The following is a 22,160-nucleotide window of genomic DNA, read 5'->3' on the forward strand; positions in this document are numbered from 1 at the left end:
GTTAACTGATATGTTTTATCACACCGTTATCGATCCTTTTATTCAGTTCGGTTTTATGCGCCGGGCGCTGGTCGCCTGCCTGGCGCTGTCACTGAGCATTACTGTACCAGGCGTATTTTTACTGCTGCGCCGTATGAGCCTCGCGGGAGATGCGCTTTCCCATGCCATTTTACCTGGGGTTTCAATTGGTTATTTGATGTACGGCATGTCACTGGTAGCCATGGGGTTTGGTGGGTTTATCGCCGGGCTGTTAGTTGCACTGGCTTCCGGCTGGGTGAGCAACCTGACACCATTACGGGAAGATGCCAGTTTTGCCGGGTTTTACCTGGGTTCACTGGCGCTTGGTGTAACCCTGGTGTCATTACATGGCTCCAGCGTCGATTTGCTGCATATGCTGTTTGGCTCCATTCTCGCGGTAGACAGACAGGCGCTATTTTTCGTGGGCTATATCGCGACGTTTACCTTGCTGTGTATTGCCTTGCTCTACCGTTTACTGGTGATGGAAGCATTTGATAAAGCATTCCTGACAGTGAATGCCCGCCGGGCTCCGGGCATCATCAATGCGCTGTTTATGACACTGGTGGTGCTGAACCTGGTCGCGGGGTTTCAAATCCTCGGTACGCTGATGACTGTCGGCCTGATGATGTTGCCTGCCATTTCAGCCCGCTGTTGGGTGAACCGACTTCCGGCTTTACTCACTGTCTCGGCAATATTAACCGCGCTGTCTGCTTTCACTGGGCTGGTGCTCTCGTTCAATGCAGGGATACCCGCAGGCCCGGCTATTGTGCTCACTGCCGCACTTTTCTTTATGGTCTCAATTCTCTTTGGGGCTCACAACGGGCTAATTCCCGTCTTTGGCAAGCGAACCACTCAGAAGGAAACGTCATGAAATACATTAAGCCTTTATCTCTGGCTGTGCTGTTGTGCAGCCCGGCCGCCGTTTTTGCCGCCACGCTGAACACTGTCGCCAGTTTCTCTGTGCTGGGTGATATTGTGAAAGAAGTCGGTGGCGCACATGTGCATGTCACTTCACTGGTGGGCCCGAATGGTGACCCACACACCTTTGAGCCAAAACCGGCAGACAGCCAGACCCTGCACAATGCTGATGTCGTTTTTGTCAGTGGTCTGGGCATGGAGGGCTGGATGAACCGCCTGATAGACGCATCAGGTTATAAAGGCGAAGTGGTCACGGCTTCACAAGGTGTGAACTCACGCCAGATGCAGGAAGATGGCAAAACTGTGACAGACCCTCATGCCTGGAACAGTGCGGCCAATGGCGCAATTTACGCACGTAACGTAATGAATGCGTTAATTAAAGCAGACCCGCAAGACGCCGATTATTTCCGCCAGCACGGCACTGCCTATATTGAGCAACTGAACAAACTGGATGCCTGGGCGAAAAAAACCTTTGCCGCTATTCCACAAAGTCGCCGCCATGTCATCACCAGCCATGATGCTTTTGGGTATTTTGGTGCAGAATATGGCGTGAAGTTTCTCGCACCAGTAGGCTTTTCCACTGAAGCCGAAGCCAGCGCCAGCGATGTTGCCGGGCTGATTAACCAAATCAAGCAGGAGCATATCCACACCTACTTTATCGAAAACCAGACAGACCCGCGCCTGGTCGAGCAAATTGCCGCAGCCAGTGGGGCCAAACCAGGCGGTGAATTGTACCCGGAGGCGTTAACCACCAAAGACGGTGTTGCCCCGACTTATGTCGCGGCGTTTAAACACAATGTGGAAACTATCGCCGCCAGCATGAAATAACGGGCAAAGTACCCCCCGGCGAGCGACTGCCGCCGGGGGGTTTATCAGAAGGTGAAAGTCAGTTGCGCACCCGCGCCCCAGGTTTCTTTTTCTCCCACCAGGCCATTAAGATCCAGGTGAACCCGGTTAAAGGGCGCAAAACCCAGGCCTGCTGTCACCGCATTGTTATCATTGCCTTTGATATCTGCCTGATAACCGGCACGCACCGCCAGCCAGCTGAGTGGGCGAACTTCTGCCCCGGCCCTCAGGTATTGCGAGTTTTTTTCACTTTTAAAACCTTTGGTTTCAGTCAGGTCACCATCGGCAGTCAGTGTCAGTAACTCGTTGCTCCACGCAACCCCCGCAGTTACCAGTGGTGAAATTTGGAAGGTATCTTTGTAGCCGTTGATTTCTTTGGTATCGATATTGCGTGGAACCAGGTTTTGCCCACTCAGGCCAACTGTCCAGTGTTCACCAAAATCTGCTGCGACCCCCGCATCCACGTTAAACCCGGTGTCGGTATTGCGGTATTTACTGTCACGCAGGTCGTCACTTTTATAGTTGTAGATAGAAACGGAGTAGTTATATAGCCAGGTTTTTTGCAGCTTTGGTGTCACGCCAACGGATACCGGAACACCGCCAATATCAAACTGTTTTGCCAACGCAATCCCGTAATCAGAGACAATCGCTGCCCGGCCAAATCCGGTTGATTTCAGGTTGTCCTGAACCGCACTGGGATCCAGCGCAGCAGCGGCTGCGGCAGCAGTACTGTTCTCAATTGTTTGTAAGAAAGTGACATCGTTGGGGTCAATATAGGAACTCACCCGCGCACGCGCCCAGGCTTTCGTCACAAACGCCATCGAGATAGTGCTGCCAGGAATACTGACCGCCAGGCCTGCCGCTGCTTTGGCACTGGCTGTTTTACCATCCAGATAATTCAGTTCATCAGCGAGGTCACCTGCAGCAGCCTGGATGCGGGGTAACTGCTGAAGATAATTGGAAAAATTGATGTTACCCAACTCATCTTTCCAGGTATTCACCGTATCACTGATATGATCAATTTCATTGCGCAAATTGTCTTTATCAGAGACTTCCACTCCCACTGATGGCAACACCACCGAGACATTGTCATCCTCATGGGCTTTCGCCAGCAACGCTGGGTTAATCAGCACGCCACTACCATAACTGGCAGAGGCAACCCCTGTTCCCCCCATCCCATCACTCCGCGATTCGGCCCAGGTATTTGCCGCCAGCGCCGGGTGAGCAATCAAAAATGTGGCAGCCATGGTCGCCACTGAAACTTTGCTTATTCTGTTCACAGGCATTCCGTCCAGGTATTGTGAATAATTTTCGACCACCCCCTTTATCACCCAGGTAGCCGCAAGCTATTGCTGTGAATAACGACGAAAAAAGCAGTTTATTGCAGTGTTTAAACAAACGTATCCATCCTGGATAAATTGTTATTTTGTGACCCATCTATATGTATAGTTCAGTGTTTTGATTTCTGTGAAGGTTTTCCATCGTGAGAACCAAACACCTGCTCAGGTGGATTGAGCCAGCGATCTGTGCGGGTCGCTGCGTAATCGGGGTTAAGAGGGTAATAAATTCGGTTTTCTGCTTTGTTAGCTTCCCCCACAACCAGTAAACACACGAGTGCCTGAGTGTTATTAATAAAGGTGTGGCAGATACCCGTTCCGGCAGGGAAGCCAACCGCATCGCCTGGTTGAAGTCGGTATAACTGACCATTAATCCAGGCATCTGGTGTACCTTCAATCACGTAGATAAATTCCTCTTCCGCACTTTCAGCGTGGGGGTAAGAGGTTCGCCTTCCCGGCAGTAAACGTTCATGGTGGATCCCCAAACGGGTTAACCCCAGCATTCTCCCTAACGGTACTCCCAATGAAAAATGCTCCGGGCTGTCCGGGTAACCCGGAGAATCAGAGGATTCAACTGACTCCCAGTGGCAAATCATAGCTGGACGCTCCATTTTTTTACTCCTGAATAGTGATGTAATGGTTGCCATGCGGCACAGATATCGGCGTTTTTAACGGTTCATGGTACAGTAGCTTATTTACGACCATGTTGAGGGCCGGGATGGATAAGTCTGGGACACAAAACCTGTTAGCTCGGGCAGAAAAGCTTTGCCAGCAGCGCAATGTACGCCTGACACCACAGCGCCTTGAAGTGCTGCGCCTGATGAGTGAGCAGGACGGGTCGATAAGCGCATATGACTTGCTGGACTTATTGCGTATCGCAGAGCCTCAGGCCAAGCCTCCCACAGTTTACCGTGCTCTGGATTTTTTGCTGGAGCAGGGGTTTGTGCATAAAGTTGAATCCACCAACAGCTATGTGCTGTGCCACTTGTTTGACCAGCCTACTCATACTTCCGCCATGTTTATTTGTGACCGTTGCGGTTCAGTGAAAGAAGAGTGTGCAGAAGGGGTGGAAGATATCATGCACGGTCTGGCGGCCAGTATGGGGTTTGCATTGCGCCACAATGTTATTGAAGCCCATGGCTTATGCTCACAATGTGTAGAAGTGGAAAGTTGCCGCCATCCGGAAAGTTGTGGTCATGATCACTCTGAAACTGGCAAGAAAAAACGCTAACTACTGTGTGGTTACAGAGGGCCGGGTAGCCCTCTGTAACTATGAATCAAAGAGGGATTACCACCGGTAGTCGTCACGTTTTTCCCAGGCGGCCACTTCTTCTTCGGCCCGTTCTTTCGCGTAACCATAACGTTCCTGAATCCGGCCTACCAGTTGGTCACGTTTTCCTTCAATAACGTCTAAATCGTCATCGGTCAGCTTGCCCCACTCTTCTTTCACCTTACCTTTGATGATTTTCCAGTCTCCACTGATTTCCGTCATATTCATCGCAGCGTCCTCACGGTTGGTTAATTGAAACAGTGCCGTTTACTGACAGCTTGTTTGGCTTACTTCATGATAAATTGTAGTTCATCAAATTAAGTTTCATTCTTTTTTAAGAATGTTTAACTAACAAACTCGAGAATGCCACCTGCAAATTCCGCTCACCTTCACACTACTGTTGATAACGTGTAAAACCCACCAGGGAAAATGATTTTCCCCCTAAAATAAGTTGCGGTAACATTGCCGTTATCCTCCGTAAAGGCCTCCGCTTATGCCACCAGAAAATTTGCTCCTCGATAACCAACTGTGTTTTTCCCTCTACTCGGCAAACCTGGCACTGAATAAAATTTACCGTAATGTGCTTAAGCCTCTGGAGATAACCTATCCACAATATCTGGTGTTATTGATCCTCTGGGAAGCAGACCAACAAACGGTTTCTGCCATTGGTGAGCGTCTTTATCTGGATTCGGCAACACTTACTCCGTTACTGAAACGGATGGAAGCGGCAGGCCTGGTTACCCGCCAACGCTCCACACAAGATGAACGCCAGGTGATTGTCAGCCTGTCAGATAAAGGCCGGGGCTTGCAGCAACAGGCCGAAGCCATTCCCCAACATATTCTGTGCGCCTCGGCCTGCGACCAGGCTGAACTCATCACGCTGAAACAACAGCTCGATACCTTACGCAACCAGTTGATCAAAAACGCCTGACGGTGTTAAAGGCAAGAAACACGAAAAACATGTCCCGGCGCTCTGCCATGATAAGGGTTATCTTTTAGTTACCCTGTTCAATTCCGGAGAAAAATGATGAGTGCTTATGTAATTTTCGTGCGCAAAACCACACATGATGAACAAGAAATGCAAACCTACGCAAAACTGGCCGGTGAAGCACGCGGCGATCATCCCATTACTCCGCTGGCTTTTTACGGTGATATCACCACCCTGGAAGGCGATGATGCAGAAGGTGCGGTTATTCTGTCATTCCCGGATATTGAAGCCGCAAAAGCCTGGTACTACAGCGATGCATACCAGGAAGCCAAAAAACACCGCAATTTGGGTGCCGACTACCAGGTGTTATTGATTCAGGGGGTTTGATTAGCAGGTTGTTCCGCTCAGGGAACAGCACATGTACCATCCCGAGGTAACCTTTTGTAGTAGAGCCAGCCATACCTGGTAGGTTACATATTCTGCCACTGTAAAATGCTCTGCCAGCACAGAGCAAATTGCGCGCCGTGTCAGCCACACTGCTTTTTCTCACCTGCTGCGCCCGGCGCCCGCAGGGGGCACTGGCCCCACCCCCTTTTGTGGCCGGCAAAATCGCCGCTACGCGGACATTCGGCTTACCCCGGCCCGCCAGGCACGCCTCAACGATTTAGAGGCCACCCAAACCCACCCGTTTGTAAGCCAGCAGCAAAAAATAAATAAAGACATACCGGGTACAAATCCTCCAGCCACACCAGACAACACAAAAAGCCCCGCCACTTGCAGCGAGGCCGGTTCGCGTAAGACCGGTGAACCGCAGAAAGGAAGACAAGGTTATTCCGCCCGGATGGCGGAATAAGGCGAACCGAGGCATGGATGCCGAGTCGAGCCGGCCGCAGGCTGACTGCCCGGAGGTGAACGCAGTGCGCAGCACCGGTCGCCCGCGAAAAAGGGGATTGCAAAGGGGGCGAGCCCCCTTTAGCCCGTTCACTGGCTGTGGAGCCGCATTAGCCCCATCACTGGAAGTGAACGGAAACAACAACGCATGACACTATGCAAAGTGAACAGAAGTAACCACACTTAAAGCGCCCCCCCTTCACTTCACCTCAAACCACGTTCCATCCCGCCAGTGCCGCCGCCAGCACCACCCCAGGGTCACCCCGCGCAGCACCAAAAACACCACCAAAGAAAACCACAACCCATGATTCCCAAACCCAGGCAGTGTCAGCAGACACACACCAAAACCGGCCGCTGAAAGCGCCATACTGTTACGCATTTCAGCTCCCCGGGTTGCGCCAACAAACATTCCGTCCAGCAAATAGCACCACACCCCTGCAACCGGCAACAGTACCTGCCAGAACAAGTACTTATCTGCCAGCTGGTGTAATTCCGGCAACGAAGTGAGCAGACCAATAATTTGTGGCCCGGCAAGGGCATAAACCAGAGAAAATCCCAGGGCTACCACACCAGCCTGGCGGCAGGCTGCTCCCCATACAGCCAACAATTGCCCTTTGCTGTGGGCACCAAAAGCCTGGCCGGAATGCGCTTCTACCGCATAAGCAAAACCATCCAGTGCATAAGCGGTAAAAGCCAGCAACGTCATCAACAATGCATTTACAGCCACAATGTCACCGCCCAGCCTGGCGCCCAGCACAGTGATGGAAGCAAAGCAGCCCTGAACCAGTAAAGAACGCAACATGATGTCACGGTTTAACGCCATTAAACGCCGAATATTGCCGAACCATGCCGTTTTCAGGCCCACCAGGGGAATACCCCGCATCACCAGAACCCGCCAGACCATCACCAGCCCCAGCAACAGCGTGACATACTCAGATACAGTGGTTGCCAGCGCGGCCCCTTGCACATTCATACCCAGCCCCATCACCAGCCAGATATCCAGCGCGATGTTCAGCACATTGCCCACCACCAGCAAAATAACCGGAGCTCGGGCATATTGCACCCCCAGTAACCAGCCCAATAAAACCAGGTTAGCCAGTGAAGCGGGAGCACCAAGCAAGCGAACCGCTAAAAACACCTGTGCCTGGAACAATACAGCCTCACTGCCGCCTGTCACGGTAAGCGCAAGGTGAATTAATGGCGCACGAAACACCACAATGGCAACACCGGCCACCAGCGCCAGCAACAAAGGCTGCATCAGTGCCCGCAGCAACCCCTGGTCATCTCTTGCGCCATAAGCCTGAGCTGTTAACCCGGTAGTACTCATCCGCAAAAACAACAGCAACATAAACAGGAAACTGGTTACCGTTGCACCAATTGCCACACCACCGAGGTAATCCGGGCTGTCCAGGTGCCCAATCACCGCTGTATCAACCAGGCCCAATAACGGTACGGTGATATTGGACACAATCATGGGGATTGCCAGGCGCCACAACGCCCGGTCAGTTCGGGAAAAGAATTGCATCACTTACCCCAGATAACATTTGGGAAAGAAACCCACAAAAAAGCCGTGGCACAGGCTGGCTGTGACACGGCTGTAAAAGCATAGCAGATTAAGGATTCGCTCAGAGCCATTCGCCGTTGCGAATAACGCCCACTGCCAGGCCCTCGATAGTAAAGTTTTGCTCACGTAAATCGACAACAATCGGGGTGAACTCGTTGTTTTCCGGGAGCAGCTGCACAGTATTGCCCTGCTGTTTCAGCCTCTTAACCGTTACTTCGTCGTCGATACGGGCCACCACTACCTGGCCGTTGCGCACATCCTGCGTTTTATGTACCGCAAGTAAATCGCCATCCATAATACCGATGTCTTTCATTGACATACCGCTAACGCGCAGTAAGAAATCCGCATGCGGTTTAAACAGGGAAGGATCGACCTGATAGTGACCTTCAATGTGCTGCTGAGCCAGTAAAGGCTCACCGGCGGCAACCCGGCCAACCAGTGGCAGACCGTCGTCATTAGTTTCTTCCAGAAGCAGGCGAATACCACGGGAAGCGCCAGAAACAATTTCGATAACCCCTTTGCGGGCAAGCGCTTTCAGGTGTTCTTCTGCCGCATTGGGTGAACGAAAGCCAAGGCGTTGTGCAATTTCCGCACGGGTTGGAGGCATCCCCGTCTGATTAATGTGATCCCGGATGAGATCATAGACCTCCTGCTGTCTGGTAGTAAGTGCTTTCATTCCTTCTGCCCCCTGGGTGTATATACAGTTATGCTGTGAGTATATACAGTTAATGGTGATTTTGAAACCACAATTGAGCAAAAAACCAGGGACTTATCCCACAAAATAGCCAGAGGTAACCAGACGAAGCCTTAAATACCCGTTTTGGAGCATTTTTTCCGGAAAAACTCAGAAAAAATGAGACCAGAGCACGCTTCCCCAGGTAAACAGGGCGAGTATAATTGCGAACAACACTGCAGCGGACCCCATGTCTTTAGCCCTGCCAGAGAGTTCGTGAAAATCTGTTCCCACCCGGTCAACTATTGCCTCAATAGCACTGTTGAGGATTTCGATTATCATAACCAGAGTGACGGAACCGATGAGTAACACGCGGGCAATGGCACCGACATCAAGCCAACAGGCAATAAAGATAGCCAGCACAGTAGTGACCCCTTCCTGGCGAAAAGCGGCTTCATTGTTCCATGCAGCACGAATACCTTTCCAGGAATAGCCAGCTGCTTTAATGATTCGGGTGAGTCCAGTGGTGTTACTTGCCATGAAGGAACCTTTTTAGCTTAGTGGCGTCAATGCCTGTAGCGTCGCGCAGGCAACTTCCTCAGAAATCCACGCGGGTTTCTGTTATTCTTGCGACGCATTGCGTTTTTAACCAGAGGCTTTACAACGTTTATGTCCGGTTGGCCACGAATTTACTACAAATTGCTGAATTTACCACTAAGTATGCTGGTAAAAAGCAAATCTATTCCGGCGGATCCTTGCGCCGAATTGGGTTTAGATACCTCTCGCCCTATTATGTACGTGCTGCCTTATAATTCAAAGGCAGACCTGTTGACATTACGGGCGCAATGTCTGGCACATGATTTGCCCGACCCGCTGACCCCCCTTGAAGTAGACGGAGCTTGTTTGCCACGCTATGTCTTTATTCATGGCGGGCCGCGTGTATTTACCTATTACGCGCCGAAAGAAGAATCCATCAAGCTGTTTCATGATTACCTGGACTTGCACCGCAGCAATCCGAATCTGGATGTCCAGATGGTGCCGGTTTCAGTGATGTTTGGCCGCTCACCTGGCCGTGAAAAAGGCGAAGAAAACCCGCCACTGCGCTTGCTTAACGGCATCCAGAAGTTCTTTGCCGTATTATGGCTGGGCCGCGACAGCTTCGTACGCTTTTCTCCGCCAGTTTCTCTGCGCTGGATGGCGACAGAGCATGGCACAGACAAAACTATCGCTCAGAAGCTGGCGCGGGTTGCACGTATGCACTTTGCCCGCCTGCGCCTGGCCGCAGTAGGCCCACGCTTACCCGCGCGCCAGGATCTGTTCAATAAATTATTGTCTTCAAAAGCCATTGCCAAAGCGGTAGAAGATGAAGCGCGCAGCAAGAAAATCTCTCACGAAAGAGCGCAGCAAAATGCTGTTGCCCTGATGGAAGAAGTTGCCGCTAACTTCTCCTATGAAGCCATCCGCATGACTGACCGTGTGCTGGGCTTTACCTGGAACCGCTTATATCAGGGTATTAACGTTCATAATGCTGAGCGAGTACGCCAGTTAGCCCATGAAGGCCATGAACTGGTGTATGTTCCCTGCCACCGCAGCCATATGGATTATCTGTTGCTGTCTTACGTGCTTTATCACCAGGGGCTGGTGCCACCGCACATTGCAGCAGGTATTAACCTGAACTTCTGGCCTGCCGGGCCGATTTTCCGCCGTCTGGGTGCATTCTTTATTCGCCGTACGTTTAAAGGCAATAAACTCTACTCAACCGTGTTCCGTGAATACCTGGGTGAATTGTTCAGCCGTGGGTATTCGGTGGAGTATTTTGTTGAAGGGGGGCGTTCGCGCACCGGTCGCCTGCTTGATCCGAAAACTGGCACACTGTCTATGACGATTCAGGCCATGCTGCGTGGCGGTACCCGCCCGATTACGCTGGTGCCGATTTACATTGGTTATGAGCATGTCATGGAAGTGGGCACCTACGCGAAAGAGTTGCGTGGCGCCACTAAAGAAAAAGAGAGCCTTATCCAGATGATGCGCGGCCTGAGCAAGCTGCGTAACCTGGGCCAGGGGTATGTCAACTTTGGCGAGCCAATTCCACTGACCAACTGGCTGAACCAGCATGTTCCGGAATGGCGTGATGCGATAGACCCTATCGAAGCGATACGCCCGCCGTGGTTAACCCCCAGCGTGAACGAAATTGCTCATACACTGATGGTGCGCATTAACAATGCTGGTGCGGCTAACGCCATGAACCTGTGTTGCACGGCTTTACTGGCCTCTCGCCAGCGTTCACTTACCCGTGAGCAACTGACTGAGCAGTTAGAATGTTACATGAGCCTGCTGCGCAATGTGCCTTATTCACCGGATGCTACCGTTCCTGCGTCATCTGCCAGCGAGCTTATCGATCACGCCTTGCAGATGAATAAGTTCGAAGTAGAAAAAGACACGATTGGCGATATTATCGTTCTGCCCCGTGAGCAGGCCGTGTTAATGACCTACTATCGCAATAACATTGTGCATATGCTGGTGATGCCGTCTTTACTGGCCTCAATTATTACGCAACACCGTAATATCACACGCGAAGATCTGCTGAGCCGGGTAGAAGTCCTGTTCCCGATGCTTAAAGCAGAGTTGTTCCTGCACTGGGATAAAGAAGCGTTAAGTTCTGTAGTGGATGCGCTGCTCAATGAGCTGGTGCAGCAGAACCTGATTCTGGAAGACAGCGGCCGTTTCCGCCTGAACCCGGCACGCTCCCGGACTCTGCAACTGCTGGCAGCAGGGGTGCGCGAAACGATTCAACGTTATGCAATCACCTTCTGGCTGCTGAGCGCCAACCCAACGATTAACCGCGGGACTCTGGAGAAAGAGAGCCGGACTGTTGCACAGCGTTTGTCCGTACTGCACGGTATCAACGCCCCTGAGTTCTTCGACAAAGCGGTGTTCTCTTCCCTGGTGCTGACACTGCGCGATGAAGGCTATATCAGCGATACCGGTGATGCAGAGCCAACAGAAACCATGAAGGTTTACCAGTTGCTGGCCGAGCTGATCACCTCGGATATCCGCCTGACGATTGAAAGTGCTGCATCACAAGGCGAAGACGCACCCGCTCAATAACCGTTGAATGAGTGCGAAGCAAGGTGAAAAAATGGCGGGAATAAAAATCCCCGCCATTTTTTATGCCCGATAATTTTATGCCCGGTAAACAGTGCCATTACTCAGGGCCGTTGCTCAGGGGCCTGATCAGGATAAAGGCGGCAGATAATGGACAAACAGCCCTAAAAATAACACCAGCCCCACATAGTTATTATTCATAAAGGCTTTAAAACAGGCATCCCGGTCACGCCCGGCAATGAGTTTTTGCTGGTATGAAAACAGCCCCGCCGCAAGCAACAGCGACCAGTAAAACGCCCCGCTCAGGTGATTAAGCCAACCTACCAGCACCAACAGCGCCAGAACCGCCACCTGTAAGATGCCAATAATCAGTTTGTCGTAGCGCCCAAACAGAATCGCGGTGGATTTCACGCCTATCTTCAGGTCGTCATCCCGGTCTACCATGGCATATTGCGTGTCATAAGCGACAGCCCAGAGGATATTGGCTAAAAAAAGTAACCAGCAACTGAGCGGCAACTGCTCACTAACAGCCGAGAACGCCATGGGAATTGACCAGCCAAACGCGGCCCCTAACACCACCTGGGGTAAATGAGTGTAGCGTTTCATAAACGGGTATATCCAGGCCAGCGCCAGCCCGGCGACTGACAGCAGAATCGTCATGGTATTCAGGGTGAGAACCAGCAAGAAAGACAGCAATACCAGTACACCAAACAGCGTGATAGCTTCTCGCTCTGTGACATCGCCACTGGGTAATGGGCGGCGTGCCGTGCGCTTGACATGGCCGTCAAATTTGCGGTCGGCAAAATCATTCACCACACAACCTGCGGCACGCATTAACCAGACACCGGCAATGAACACCAGAAGAATAGTTACCGGCGGAATGCCCGGTGTTGCGAGCCACAGCGCCCATAAAGTAGGCCAGAGTAACAGTAACGCGCCAATCGGTTTGTCAGTACGCATGAGCCGGTGAAATGCCAGCAGTTTATTCTTCTGCGTCAGACTCCACTCCATTTTTCATCCTCTTGATACAACGGTGATGCAGGTAAAAACAGTTCGGTAAGCAGTAATGGTTTGCCCGACAAACGGAGGCGGGAACGGCGCCCCCATAAGGTTTCACTGCGCCCCGTGTGAATAAAATCGCGTGTCAGGGCCGATGCGGTAAACAAGTACCGGCCAAGCGGGGTAGTGCCCAGGCGCTGTAGCGCCAGTTCAGGGCCATTCAGGGTGGACAGTGGTACCACTGTGCGCCCCACCAGCCAGGGCGTATCATCGCCCAGCAAAATAATTTCCCGTAACCAGTATTGTGATTCACGGGGTAACCAGTTGACGTCTTCGCCCACCTGTTCCGCCGTCACAAAGCCTTCGGATAGCAGCGTCACACTAACCTTGCTGCAACAGCGTTCAAAACGCTTTGTCATTGAGTCTTCCAACAATAGCCAGTCACGCAGCCAGGCTGACAGGTTATCCGGCAGGGTGTCGGAGAAAGACAGCGCCCGTAATTGCGCCAACGCAGGGTGCATCATGCCCAACAGTCTCCAGAACAGAACAGTGGACATTGTAACGCAGAACACGAAAAGGGTGTGGCAGGAAAATAGCAGAAACCAACAGCCATGTAACAAAAAGCCAACGGCCGCAGGCACGTCTGCCGGTGGAAAAAAGGTGCGCAGACGCGCACCAAGGCTTACAAGATCAGCAATGTGGGGTGATTACCCCTTGCCTTTTACACTACTGATAAAGGTTTTACGTGCGCTGGTAGATCCAAGACGCTCAGCCTCATCAAGTAATTTCAATGCCTTATCTACATCACCTTTGGCCACTGCCTGCTTAATGGCATGGTTAAAATAGGCCTCAGTGTCATTCAGCATAGGTTCCGCTTTTGGTGCCGGTGCGGATGCAGCAACAGGCGCAGCAGCTGTGGCTGTATTTCCGACGGTGACCGTTGGGGTACTGGCTGAAGAGCCAAAAATAGGCCCAACCAGGATACTGGCACCAGACGTCGTTTTCACTTTCAGTTTGAGCGTACCTTCTGCAGCGTGCTGCGCTACCGGGTCTGGAATATCCGGAACGGCGTTACCCGTGCCTTTTGCATAGGCCTTGGCAGGAGCAATCAATGTGGTTGTACGTTGTAAATCCTGCGGAGTGGTGAAGATCAGTAAGTAAATCTTCTGCTGCCCCAGAGCGGGAGTCAGTTTCAGGGTACCTTCCAGCCGGTCAGCGGCCATTACCCCTGGTTGTTGGTAAGTGAAGAAATTCGCCGGGAACCAGGCTGAAGGGTTCATGTTCTGGTCCAGCACCAGCACATTCGGGGCATAGACCCGGTTCTGTGCCACTTCGCTGGTGAGCGTAATCGAGAGTTCACCAATATTAGCAGGAACACTGTAAGCCGCTACCGGCCCGGTAATTCCTGGGTTACTAAGCCTCTGGCCCTGGGTTGCCAGATTAGCCTGCACATTTTGCCCGGCATTTAACGGCTGCCAGGTAAGCTGTTGGAGAGACTGAGCGCTGAAAGTGGGTGCCCCGGCGAGGTTTTGCGGCACCAGGTCCACTTCAGCGAAGGAGGTTGCGGGTACAGCGGCGAGCAGCCCTGCACTCAGGCAAAGAGCAACGAGACGTTTTTTCATTGTTATGACCTCGGTAGCAACGGGATACGGTGGCCAGGCAATAGCGCGTATCCGTATTCAGAATATATTTGGACTAGTGAAAGAGGGGGTTGCCCCCCTCTGCTTTAACACGTTACTGACTTCAGGCTTACCACCAGATTTCCATCTGGGCACCGAAGGTCCATTCATTGCTGTCACCACGGCTGTAAGTGGTGGTGCTGGTATCGGCAACTGCATAACCGTTGTCGTTATAGCCCCATTTTTCATTCCACTTAGCGTAGGTGGCGAACAGACGCAGAGCCGGGCGAGACCAGATGCTGTCGCCAGCCTGCCATTGCTGTGCCAGGGTCACTTTGTACTGGTCGTTGTGCTTGCCAGCGCTCTGTGATTTGACATTGTCGTAGCCCACTTCCAGCAAGGTGCTCATGATTGGCGTCCATTTGTACATTGGGCGCACGCCCACGGTGTACCAGGTGCTGCCGTTCTTGCTGTCCATGTCGATATCCTGATACATACCGACATACATCAGTGCCCATTTGTCGTTGAAATCGATGGCACCATGGTTCAGCACACGAATCATGTGGCCGTCGTTGTTCAGAGTGCCCTGCGCATGGCCGCTGTTCCAGGTGGTCATCGCATCGGTAGCATACTGAACCACAAACTTGTTGTAGCCGCCGCTAATAGACTGGGTATGTTCAGCGGTGAACATATAACCGTCTTTGGTTGCGCCATCTTCGAGGCGGTAGTTGTCACGCGGGTTGGCACGGCCATAATCCACACCCAGTTCCAGCACACCACCTGGGTTCACTTCCAGGCCCGCTAAACGCACGTCGAATACATCATTGGCGGTTTTGGATGCATAATCGCGTTCACGATCGCTGGTGAAGGTGTAAGAACCACCTGTTTCAGAGTTACGGGTAGCAGCGACAGACAACTTACCAAAGCCAAGATCTACGTTTTCCAGACCGGCACCAGGACCTGAAATATCCCAGTAGTAGAAGTCGATCATGTGAACGTCATGACGTTGGTAGAAGCGTTTACCGGCCCAGAGAGTGGAACCTGGCAGTGCATCAATCAGGTTTTTACCCTGAACGTTGGCTTCACGAAATGCCGGACTGGTAGATTCCCAGTCATCCATCTGAGAAACCGAGTAAGCGACGTTAGTATCGAAATAGAAGCTTTTATCGCCTTCTTTCCACACTTCCTGTCCCAGTTTTAATTCCGCATAGGTTTCACATTCGTTACCCAGACGGTATTTGCTTTGTGCGCCGGTGGCTTTAAAGCACTGCTGTTCACCGCCACTCCCCGTCCAGCCAATACCGGAACGGGCATAACCGTGGAAGTCAACGGCCAGCGCCTGAGCAGACATAACACCCGCAGCCACTGCGATAGCCAGGGGAAGTTTGCGCAGAGTAATCATCATTCTATCTCCTGAGGTCATTGCTTTTATTGTGAGGGTCACTTAAACACCTGGCTCCTGATGCAACCGACGGCAGGCTGTGCCATCTTCCTTGAATAAGTGGCAGCGCTCTGGCGGCAAGCCAATGGCGAATGTCGCGCCCTCTTGCACCAGCACCACGTCGTTCTGGCGGTAAACCAGGTTTTGGCGCAGCGCCGGAATCTGAATATGGATTTGTGTTTCATGCCCCAGTTGTTCCACCACCTGCACTTCCCCTTCGAGAGTGACATCGGCGATTTCACTGGGCAGTAAATGTTCAGGCCGGATCCCCAACGACATGTTGGCTCCCACCTGAACGCCCGTGCTTTCCACCGGCAGCCATACTTGCTGGCGGTTAGGCAGCTCAACCTGCACTTGTTCCAGTGCGGTTGCGGTGACTTTAACGGGCAGGAAGTTCATTTTGGGGGAGCCAATAAAACCGGCTACAAAGCGGTCTGCCGGGTAGTGATACAGTTCAAGAGGCTTACCGACCTGCGCGATACGGCCAGCATCCAGCACCACGATTTTATCGGCGAGGGTCATTGCCTCTACCTGGTCGTGGGTGACGTAAATCATGGTGCGCTTCAGGCGCTTGTGCAGGCGGGAGATCTCAATACGCATTTGCACACGCAATGCCGCATCAAGGTTAGAAAGGGGTTCATCCAGCAGGAATACACGAGGCTCTGCAACCAGTGTACGGCCAATCGCCACACGCTGACGCTGCCCACCGGAGAGCGCTTTCGGGCGGCGGTCCAGTAAATGCGCCAGTTGCAGTACTTCTGCAACCTGGTTAACACGCTGGTTAATCAGATCTTTTTTGGCACCAGCCAGTTTCAGGCCGAAAGACATGTTTTCCGCCACCGACAAGTGCGGATAAAGCGCATAAGACTGAAATACCATGCCCACACCACGTTCAGCGGGAGGGACATCATTCATACGTTTTTCGCCAATGAACAAATCACCGCTGGTGATGGTTTCCAGACCCGCAATCATGCGTAATAACGTTGACTTACCACAGCCAGACGGGCCAACAAATACGACAAATTCGCCGTCGTTGACTGTTAAGTTGATGTCTTTCGACACCACCACGTCTCCCCAGGCTTTGGTTACGTTCTGTAACTGCACGTTTGCCATCGAACTTCTCCCTTCATCCATCACTCAACCCGCCAGAGGCAGGTAATACAAGATGTGTCCGACTATGAGGGAGTTTGTCGTCAGGAAAATCCTCCACCCATGGCTTTTTTATGGGGGAGGAGACGGGAGGATGAGAAACGCGTGCAGGCAGGGAAAATCATGGGCTGACAGGGATTTTCGTGATCCTGATTTCAAAAACCAGTACTGTTTTGTGTGCTGTGGGCCACATAACCAGGATTTATGAGAAGTAGATCACATAAACCTCCCTTACGGCGTAGTGCCAGGGAGGATGAGATTTTTCTGTTCTAATCCGACACTGGCGCAGGTAAAGCCACACAGTGTCTCCACGTGCATATCACCTAAAGGAAGGAACATATGAAAATCAAAACCGGCGCACGTATCCTCGCGTTGTCTGCGCTGACGACAATGATGTTTTCTGCCTCTGCTCTGGCCAAAATCGAAGAAGGCAAACTGGTTATCTGGATTAATGGCGATAAAGGCTATAACGGTCTTGCCGAAGTGGGTAAAAAGTTTGAACAGGACACCGGGATTAAAGTCAGTGTTGAACATCCGGACAAACTGGAAGAGAAATTCCCGCAAGTTGCTGCAACAGGTGATGGCCCGGATATTATCTTCTGGGCACATGACCGTTTTGGTGGTTATGCACAATCTGGCCTGTTGGCAGAAATCCACCCTGATAAAGCATTCCAGGACAAACTGTATCCGTTCACCTGGGACGCCGTCCGTTATAACGGCAAACTGATAGCCTACCCAATAGCTGTTGAAGCATTATCACTGATTTACAATAAAGACTTGCTGCCAAACCCGCCCAAAACCTGGGAAGAAATTCCGGCACTGGATAAAAAACTGCGTGCCAAAGGTAAGAGCGCGCTGATGTTTAACCTGCAAGAACCGTACTTCACCTGGCCGTTAATCGCCGCTGATGGTGGTTATGCCTTTAAATATGAAAACGGCAAGTACGATGTCAAAAATGTTGGTGTGGATAACGCAGGGGCGAAAGCTGGCCTGAGCTTCCTGGTTGATTTAATTAAAAATAAACACATGAACGGTGACACCGACTATTCTATTGCTGAGGCGGCATTCAACAAAGGCGAAACCGCCATGACCATTAATGGTCCGTGGGCCTGGGCAAATATTGATAAGAGCAAAATCAACTACGGTGTAACGTTGCTGCCAACCTTTAAAGGTAAAGCGTCCAAACCCTTTGTCGGAGTACTGAGTGCCGGGATTAACGCCGCCAGCCCGAACAAAGAACTGGCAAAAGAGTTCCTGGAAAACTACCTGATAACTGATCAGGGCCTGGCAATGGTTAATAAAGATAAACCATTGGGAGCTGTTGCACTGAAATCTTACCAGGAAATTTTGGAAAAAGACCCGCGCATTGCCGCCACTATGGCTAACGCCAAAAATGGCGAAATCATGCCGAACATCCCCCAGATGTCTGCATTCTGGTATTCCGTTCGAACTGCTGTAATTAACGCTATTACAGGCCGCCAGTCTGTTGATGCAGCGCTGAAAGACGCAGAAACACGTATTACAAAATAAACCATCAGTCACCACCTTCTCCCCTACGGGAGAAGGTGCCTGATACCCCGCAGTTCCCGTAGTAGAGGAAGACCCCATGGATGTGATGAAAAAGAGCCACTGGTGGCAAAGCGACAGTCTGAAATGGTCTGTTATCGCCTTGCTTGGGTTACTGGTCGGTTATCTTGTGGTAGTGATGTACGCCCAGGGGGAGTACCTGTTTGCCATAATGACCCTGATTATCAGTAGCCTGGGTTTATATATTTTCGCTAACCGCCGTACCTATGCCTGGCGCTATGTGTATCCGGGGCTGGCCGGGATGGGGTTATTTGTACTTTTCCCACTGGTTTGCACCATTGCCATTGCGTTCACCAACTACAGCAGCACCAACCAGTTAACTTTTGAACGGGCGCAACAAGTGTTGATGGACCGCCAGTACCAGGCGGGCAAGAGTGTCCGGTTTGCGCTCTACCCTGCAGGCAACAAATGGCAGCTGGCCCTGACCGATACTGCGGAAGGGAAAAACTACCTCTCTGAACCCATTACGCTAAGCGGTAAGCAACATATAACGCTGTCCCCGGTTGATGCCCTGCCGGCAACAAACCGCGCCAACCTGCGTGTGATTACCCAGAACCGCCAGGCACTTGGCGAAATCACCGCCGATATTCCCGGCAACCCGGGGCTGGTGATGAGCTCCTTACATGAATTTTCTGGTACGCGCCCGTTATATACACTGGGCAAAGATAACAGCCTGACCAACAACCAAACCGGTGTGATGTATCGTCCGAATGATAAAAGCGGTTTTTACCAGGCTGTGGACGCCAAAGGCAACTGGGCCAGTGAACAACTCAGCCCGGGCTATACCGTAACCATTGGCTGGCATAACTTCACGCGTGTATTTACCGATGAAGGCATTAAAAAACCCTTCTTCGCCATTTTTATCTGGACCATTGTTTTCTCTGCCCTCACCGTTTTTCTGACGGTTGCAGTTGGTATGGTGCTGGCCTGCCTGGTGCAGTGGGAATCCCTGAAAGGGAAGGCGATTTACCGGGTACTGCTCATTTTGCCTTATGCGGTCCCGTCATTTATTTCAATTTTGATTTTCAAGGGGTTGTTCAACCAAAGCTTCGGTGAAATCAACATAATGCTGAGCGCGCTGTTTGGCATCAAGCCAGCCTGGTTCACCGACCCGACCACCGCCCGCAGCATGATTATTATCGTTAACACCTGGCTGGGTTACCCGTACATGATGATCCTGTGCATGGGGCTGCTGAAAGCTATCCCGGAAGATTTATATGAAGCGTCAGCCATGGATGGAGCGGGTCCGTTCCAGAACTTCTTCCGCATAACTCTGCCTTTGCTGATTAAGCCACTGACGCCACTGATGATTGCCAGTTTTGCATTTAACTTTAACAACTTTGTTCTGATTCAGTTGTTAACCAACGGCGGCCCGGACCGGATCGGCACGACCACACCGGCAGGTTATACCGACTTACTGGTGAGCTACACCTACCGTATCGCCTTTGAAGGTGGCGGCGGACAGGACTTCGGCCTGGCGGCAGCTATCGCCACGATTATATTCCTGCTGGTTGGCGCACTGGCTGTGGTGAATCTGAAAGCCACCCGCATGAAATTTGATTAAGGAGGAATCATCATGGCTATGGTGCAACCCAAATCGCAAAAATTACGTTTGCTGACCACTCACTTACTGTTGCTGCTGTTTATTGCGGCCATTATGTTCCCGTTATTAATGGTGGTGGCGATATCACTACGCCCCGGTAACTTTGCAACTGGCAGCCTGATTCCTGACCAAATTTCATGGGAGCACTGGAAACTGGCGCTGGGATTTAGTGTGGAACATGCCGACGGGCGCGTCACCCCGCCCCCGTTCCCGGTGCTGTTGTGGCTGTGGAACTCAGTCAAAATCGCGGGTATTACCGCGATGGGTATTGTGGCGCTCTCCACCACCTGCGCTTACGCCTTTGCGCGGATGCGTTTTCCAGGAAAAGCTACACTGCTGAAAGGGATGCTGATATTCCAGATGTTCCCGGCGGTACTGTCACTGGTCGCGTTATATGCGTTGTTTGACCGTCTGGGTCAGTACATTCCGTTTATTGGCCTGAATACCCATGGCGGGGTGATTTTTGCCTACCTCGGCGGTATTGCACTGCACGTCTGGACGATTAAAGGCTATTTCGAAACGATCGATAGCTCGCTGGAAGAAGCGGCAGCGCTGGATGGCGCCAGCCCGTGGCAGGCATTCCGCCTGGTGTTGCTACCGCTATCGGTACCCATTCTGGCAGTGGTCTTTATTCTGTCGTTCATTGCCGCAATTACAGAAGTGCCCGTAGCTTCACTGCTGTTACGCGATGTGAACAGCTACACCCTGGCCGTCGGTATGCAGCAATACCTGAACCCGCAGAACTACTTGTGGGGCGACTTTGCCGCGGCCGCAGTGTTGTCCGCCATACCGATTACTGTTGTGTTCCTGCTGGCTCAGCGCTGGCTGGTTAATGGCCTCACCGCTGGCGGTGTTAAAGGCTAACCTTGTTCCACCCCCGCGCGAACCTGCCTGTACGCGCGGGATGTAATGCCACTGTAAACCCTCATTATTAAGCCTACTTGTCTCTGTCTTTGGCGGCCTGAAGAGCCGCCACTTTTTTTGTGCGTCACGCACATTTATTCACGGCGCAGCCTGCTACTGTTGCATAACCACAGCGTGATAACCAACAGCAGGATAGCGGCAGAGTAGATAAGGACATCTATTGGTGATTTATGGTCGATGATTATCAGGCGCACAATCGCCGTAATACCGATATAGACAAAGTAGCGTAACGGGAAGTGAAAACCAGACTGAAAATACTTAACAATCAGAGCGATAAATTCGAAGTAAAGAAAGTAAACCACCAGGCCTTCAATCAGCAGATACTTACTGGCCTGCTCATTAGGGGTGAACAGCACATCAGCAAGATGCAGAGTTTCTTTACCGAGAAAAATGACCAGTATTAACCCAAGGCAGGTCAGCCCCAGGTTGAGAATGGTTTGCAAAATTGTCGAAATTAATTCGACACGGGCACGCGCTAATGACGTCATAACAGACTCCACTTTATTGCGGTCTCTTGCCTGTTATACGGCAAAAATGTGATCCAGATCCATATTTTTTTCTTTAGCATAGTGTGCTATCCATGCGTGAATCTGTTCATGCGGAGTGATACCGATACAAGCGGAGGTCCTTATGATTCGCATTGCCTGTTTACATACGGCACCCGGTAATGAAACGTTATTTGAACAGGCCGCTCAGGATACAGGCCTGCCCGCTGGGTGTTTAAAACACACTGTGATGCCGCAACTGTTGCGCACGGCGGAAGCCAGTGGCGGGCTAACCTCAGCGCTGGAAGATGATGTAATACGGGTGCTTCTGGCGCTCAGCCATCACGCCGATGCTGTATTGCTGACCTGCTCAACGCTTGGCCCGGCGGTGGACAAACTTAACCAGCGTTCACCTGTCAGCATTCCGGTGCTGCGCGTTGACCGGGCACTGGCACAGGCGGCAATGGCACAAGGTAAACGCACAGTGGTCCTGTGTGCTACTCAAACAACGGTTGAACCCACCCGGGTGCTATTTGAACTGTCACGCCAGCAACCTGAACAGGAGCTGGAGACCCGGCTGATTCCCGGGGCATGGGATGCTTTTTTGCAGGGTGACCAAATCCTGTACCACGAGCGGATTATTGCAGCCGTACAACGGGCACTGACAGAGGGTGCTGAATGTGTTGCCCTGGCGCAGGCCTCCATGAGCAGTGTCAGTAAATATTTGCCAGCCTGCTCCCCGGTACTGACCAGCCCACACCTGGCGTTGGAGCAGTTAAAAACACTGCTCCTGGCGTAGCACA

General features: G+C 51.8%; 22 protein-coding genes. 10 read left to right on the forward strand and 12 right to left on the reverse strand.

Annotation, left to right across the window (positions count from 1 at the left end):
• Positions 1-10 precede the first annotated feature (10 nt).
• Complete coding sequence (locus A9B99_RS08890; protein WP_064596746.1) at positions 11-889, forward strand: metal ABC transporter permease; 879 nt, start codon at positions 11-13, stop codon at positions 887-889.
• Complete coding sequence (locus tag A9B99_RS08895) at positions 886-1,764, forward strand: metal ABC transporter substrate-binding protein (RefSeq protein ID WP_064596749.1); 879 nt, start codon at positions 886-888, stop codon at positions 1,762-1,764. Before A9B99_RS08890 ends, A9B99_RS08895 begins: the two co-directional genes overlap by 4 nt.
• A gap of 44 nt (positions 1,765-1,808) precedes the next feature.
• On the opposite strand, the gene A9B99_RS08900 is transcribed toward A9B99_RS08895, so the two are convergent.
• Together A9B99_RS08900 and A9B99_RS08905 are read right to left on the reverse strand one after the other, a co-directional pair.
• Complete coding sequence (locus A9B99_RS08900; protein ID WP_064596820.1) at positions 1,809-3,062, reverse strand: conjugal transfer protein TraF; 1,254 nt, start codon at positions 3,060-3,062, stop codon at positions 1,809-1,811.
• A gap of 170 nt (positions 3,063-3,232) precedes the next feature.
• Positions 3,233-3,730 carry a cupin domain-containing protein gene (locus tag A9B99_RS08905; RefSeq protein WP_064596750.1) on the reverse strand — a complete coding sequence of 166 codons (498 nt, stop codon included), beginning with the start codon at positions 3,728-3,730 and terminating at the stop codon, positions 3,233-3,235.
• Positions 3,731-3,837: 107 nt separating this feature from the next.
• On the opposite strand from A9B99_RS08905, the gene zur reads away from it, so the two are divergent.
• Positions 3,838-4,350, forward strand: a complete 513-nt coding sequence (gene zur, locus A9B99_RS08910; protein ID WP_064596751.1) for a zinc uptake transcriptional repressor Zur — start codon at positions 3,838-3,840, stop codon at positions 4,348-4,350.
• Between the two features lie 57 nt (positions 4,351-4,407).
• Here the strand turns inward: zur and A9B99_RS08915 are convergent, their stop codons facing one another.
• Positions 4,408-4,617, reverse strand: a complete 210-nt coding sequence (locus tag A9B99_RS08915) for a CsbD family protein (protein WP_064596753.1) — start codon at positions 4,615-4,617, stop codon at positions 4,408-4,410.
• 265 nt (positions 4,618-4,882) lie between these two features.
• Between A9B99_RS08915 and A9B99_RS08920 the strand changes: the two genes are divergently transcribed.
• On the forward strand, positions 4,883-5,320 hold the full coding sequence (locus A9B99_RS08920; protein WP_064596754.1) for a MarR family winged helix-turn-helix transcriptional regulator: 438 nt from the start codon (positions 4,883-4,885) through the stop codon (positions 5,318-5,320).
• 96 nt (positions 5,321-5,416) lie between these two features.
• Positions 5,417-5,704, forward strand: a complete 288-nt coding sequence (locus A9B99_RS08925) for a DUF1330 domain-containing protein (protein ID WP_064596756.1) — start codon at positions 5,417-5,419, stop codon at positions 5,702-5,704.
• Positions 5,705-6,407: 703 nt separating this feature from the next.
• Here the strand turns inward: A9B99_RS08925 and dinF are convergent.
• The 3 genes from dinF to A9B99_RS08940 all read right to left on the reverse strand — a co-directional run bounded on the left by dinF (position 6,408) and on the right by A9B99_RS08940 (position 8,985).
• On the reverse strand, positions 6,408-7,733 hold the full coding sequence (dinF, locus tag A9B99_RS08930) for an MATE family efflux transporter DinF (RefSeq protein ID WP_064596758.1): 1,326 nt from the start codon (positions 7,731-7,733) through the stop codon (positions 6,408-6,410).
• Positions 7,734-7,833: 100 nt separating this feature from the next.
• Entirely contained in the window at positions 7,834-8,448 is a 615-nt protein-coding gene (lexA, locus tag A9B99_RS08935; RefSeq protein WP_064596760.1) for a transcriptional repressor LexA, read from the reverse strand.
• A 168-nt stretch (positions 8,449-8,616) separates the two neighbouring features.
• Positions 8,617-8,985: a diacylglycerol kinase gene (locus A9B99_RS08940; RefSeq protein WP_064596762.1), complete on the reverse strand. Its 369-nt coding sequence runs from the start codon at positions 8,983-8,985 to the stop codon at positions 8,617-8,619.
• 129 nt (positions 8,986-9,114) lie between these two features.
• On the opposite strand from A9B99_RS08940, the gene plsB reads away from it, so the two are divergent.
• Positions 9,115-11,553 carry a glycerol-3-phosphate 1-O-acyltransferase PlsB gene (gene plsB, locus A9B99_RS08945; protein ID WP_064596764.1) on the forward strand — a complete coding sequence of 813 codons (2,439 nt, stop codon included), beginning with the start codon at positions 9,115-9,117 and terminating at the stop codon, positions 11,551-11,553.
• 126 nt (positions 11,554-11,679) lie between these two features.
• On the opposite strand, the gene ubiA is transcribed toward plsB, so the two are convergent.
• From ubiA to malK, 5 genes are all read right to left on the reverse strand, one after another.
• Positions 11,680-12,561, reverse strand: a complete 882-nt coding sequence (gene ubiA / locus A9B99_RS08950) for a 4-hydroxybenzoate octaprenyltransferase (RefSeq protein WP_064596766.1) — start codon at positions 12,559-12,561, stop codon at positions 11,680-11,682.
• Entirely contained in the window at positions 12,546-13,073 is a 528-nt protein-coding gene (gene ubiC / locus A9B99_RS08955; protein ID WP_064596768.1) for a chorismate lyase, read from the reverse strand. Before ubiC ends, ubiA begins: the two co-directional genes overlap by 16 nt.
• A 183-nt stretch (positions 13,074-13,256) precedes the next feature.
• On the reverse strand, positions 13,257-14,177 hold the full coding sequence (gene malM, locus A9B99_RS08960; protein WP_064596769.1) for a maltose operon protein MalM: 921 nt from the start codon (positions 14,175-14,177) through the stop codon (positions 13,257-13,259).
• Positions 14,178-14,298: 121 nt separating this feature from the next.
• On the reverse strand, positions 14,299-15,573 hold the full coding sequence (locus tag A9B99_RS08965; RefSeq protein ID WP_064596771.1) for a maltoporin: 1,275 nt from the start codon (positions 15,571-15,573) through the stop codon (positions 14,299-14,301).
• A 39-nt stretch (positions 15,574-15,612) separates the two neighbouring features.
• Positions 15,613-16,722, reverse strand: a complete 1,110-nt coding sequence (gene malK / locus A9B99_RS08970) for a maltose/maltodextrin ABC transporter ATP-binding protein MalK (RefSeq protein ID WP_064596774.1) — start codon at positions 16,720-16,722, stop codon at positions 15,613-15,615.
• Between the two features lie 375 nt (positions 16,723-17,097).
• On the opposite strand from malK, the gene malE reads away from it, so the two are divergent.
• From malE to malG, 3 genes are all read left to right on the forward strand, one after another.
• The gene (malE, locus tag A9B99_RS08975) at positions 17,098-18,288 is read left to right on the forward strand and encodes a maltose/maltodextrin ABC transporter substrate-binding protein MalE (RefSeq protein ID WP_064596776.1); all 1,191 of its coding nucleotides are present in this window, start codon (positions 17,098-17,100) and stop codon (positions 18,286-18,288) included.
• A gap of 76 nt (positions 18,289-18,364) precedes the next feature.
• Entirely contained in the window at positions 18,365-19,909 is a 1,545-nt protein-coding gene (malF, locus tag A9B99_RS08980; protein ID WP_064596778.1) for a maltose ABC transporter permease MalF, read from the forward strand.
• A gap of 12 nt (positions 19,910-19,921) precedes the next feature.
• The gene (gene malG, locus A9B99_RS08985) at positions 19,922-20,812 is read left to right on the forward strand and encodes a maltose ABC transporter permease MalG (RefSeq protein ID WP_064596780.1); all 891 of its coding nucleotides are present in this window, start codon (positions 19,922-19,924) and stop codon (positions 20,810-20,812) included.
• 134 nt (positions 20,813-20,946) lie between these two features.
• Here the strand turns inward: malG and psiE are convergent, their stop codons facing one another.
• Complete coding sequence (gene psiE / locus A9B99_RS08990) at positions 20,947-21,360, reverse strand: phosphate-starvation-inducible protein PsiE (RefSeq protein ID WP_036102976.1); 414 nt, start codon at positions 21,358-21,360, stop codon at positions 20,947-20,949.
• Positions 21,361-21,502: 142 nt separating this feature from the next.
• Here psiE and A9B99_RS08995 point away from each other — a divergent pair, with 142 nt between their 5' ends.
• On the forward strand, positions 21,503-22,156 hold the full coding sequence (locus tag A9B99_RS08995; protein WP_082917849.1) for an aspartate/glutamate racemase family protein: 654 nt from the start codon (positions 21,503-21,505) through the stop codon (positions 22,154-22,156).
• The last annotated feature ends 4 nt before the right edge of the window (positions 22,157-22,160 follow it).

The sequence above is a fragment of the Mangrovibacter phragmitis genome (genome assembly GCF_001655675.1).
Classification (GTDB): domain Bacteria; phylum Pseudomonadota; class Gammaproteobacteria; order Enterobacterales; family Enterobacteriaceae; genus Mangrovibacter; species Mangrovibacter phragmitis.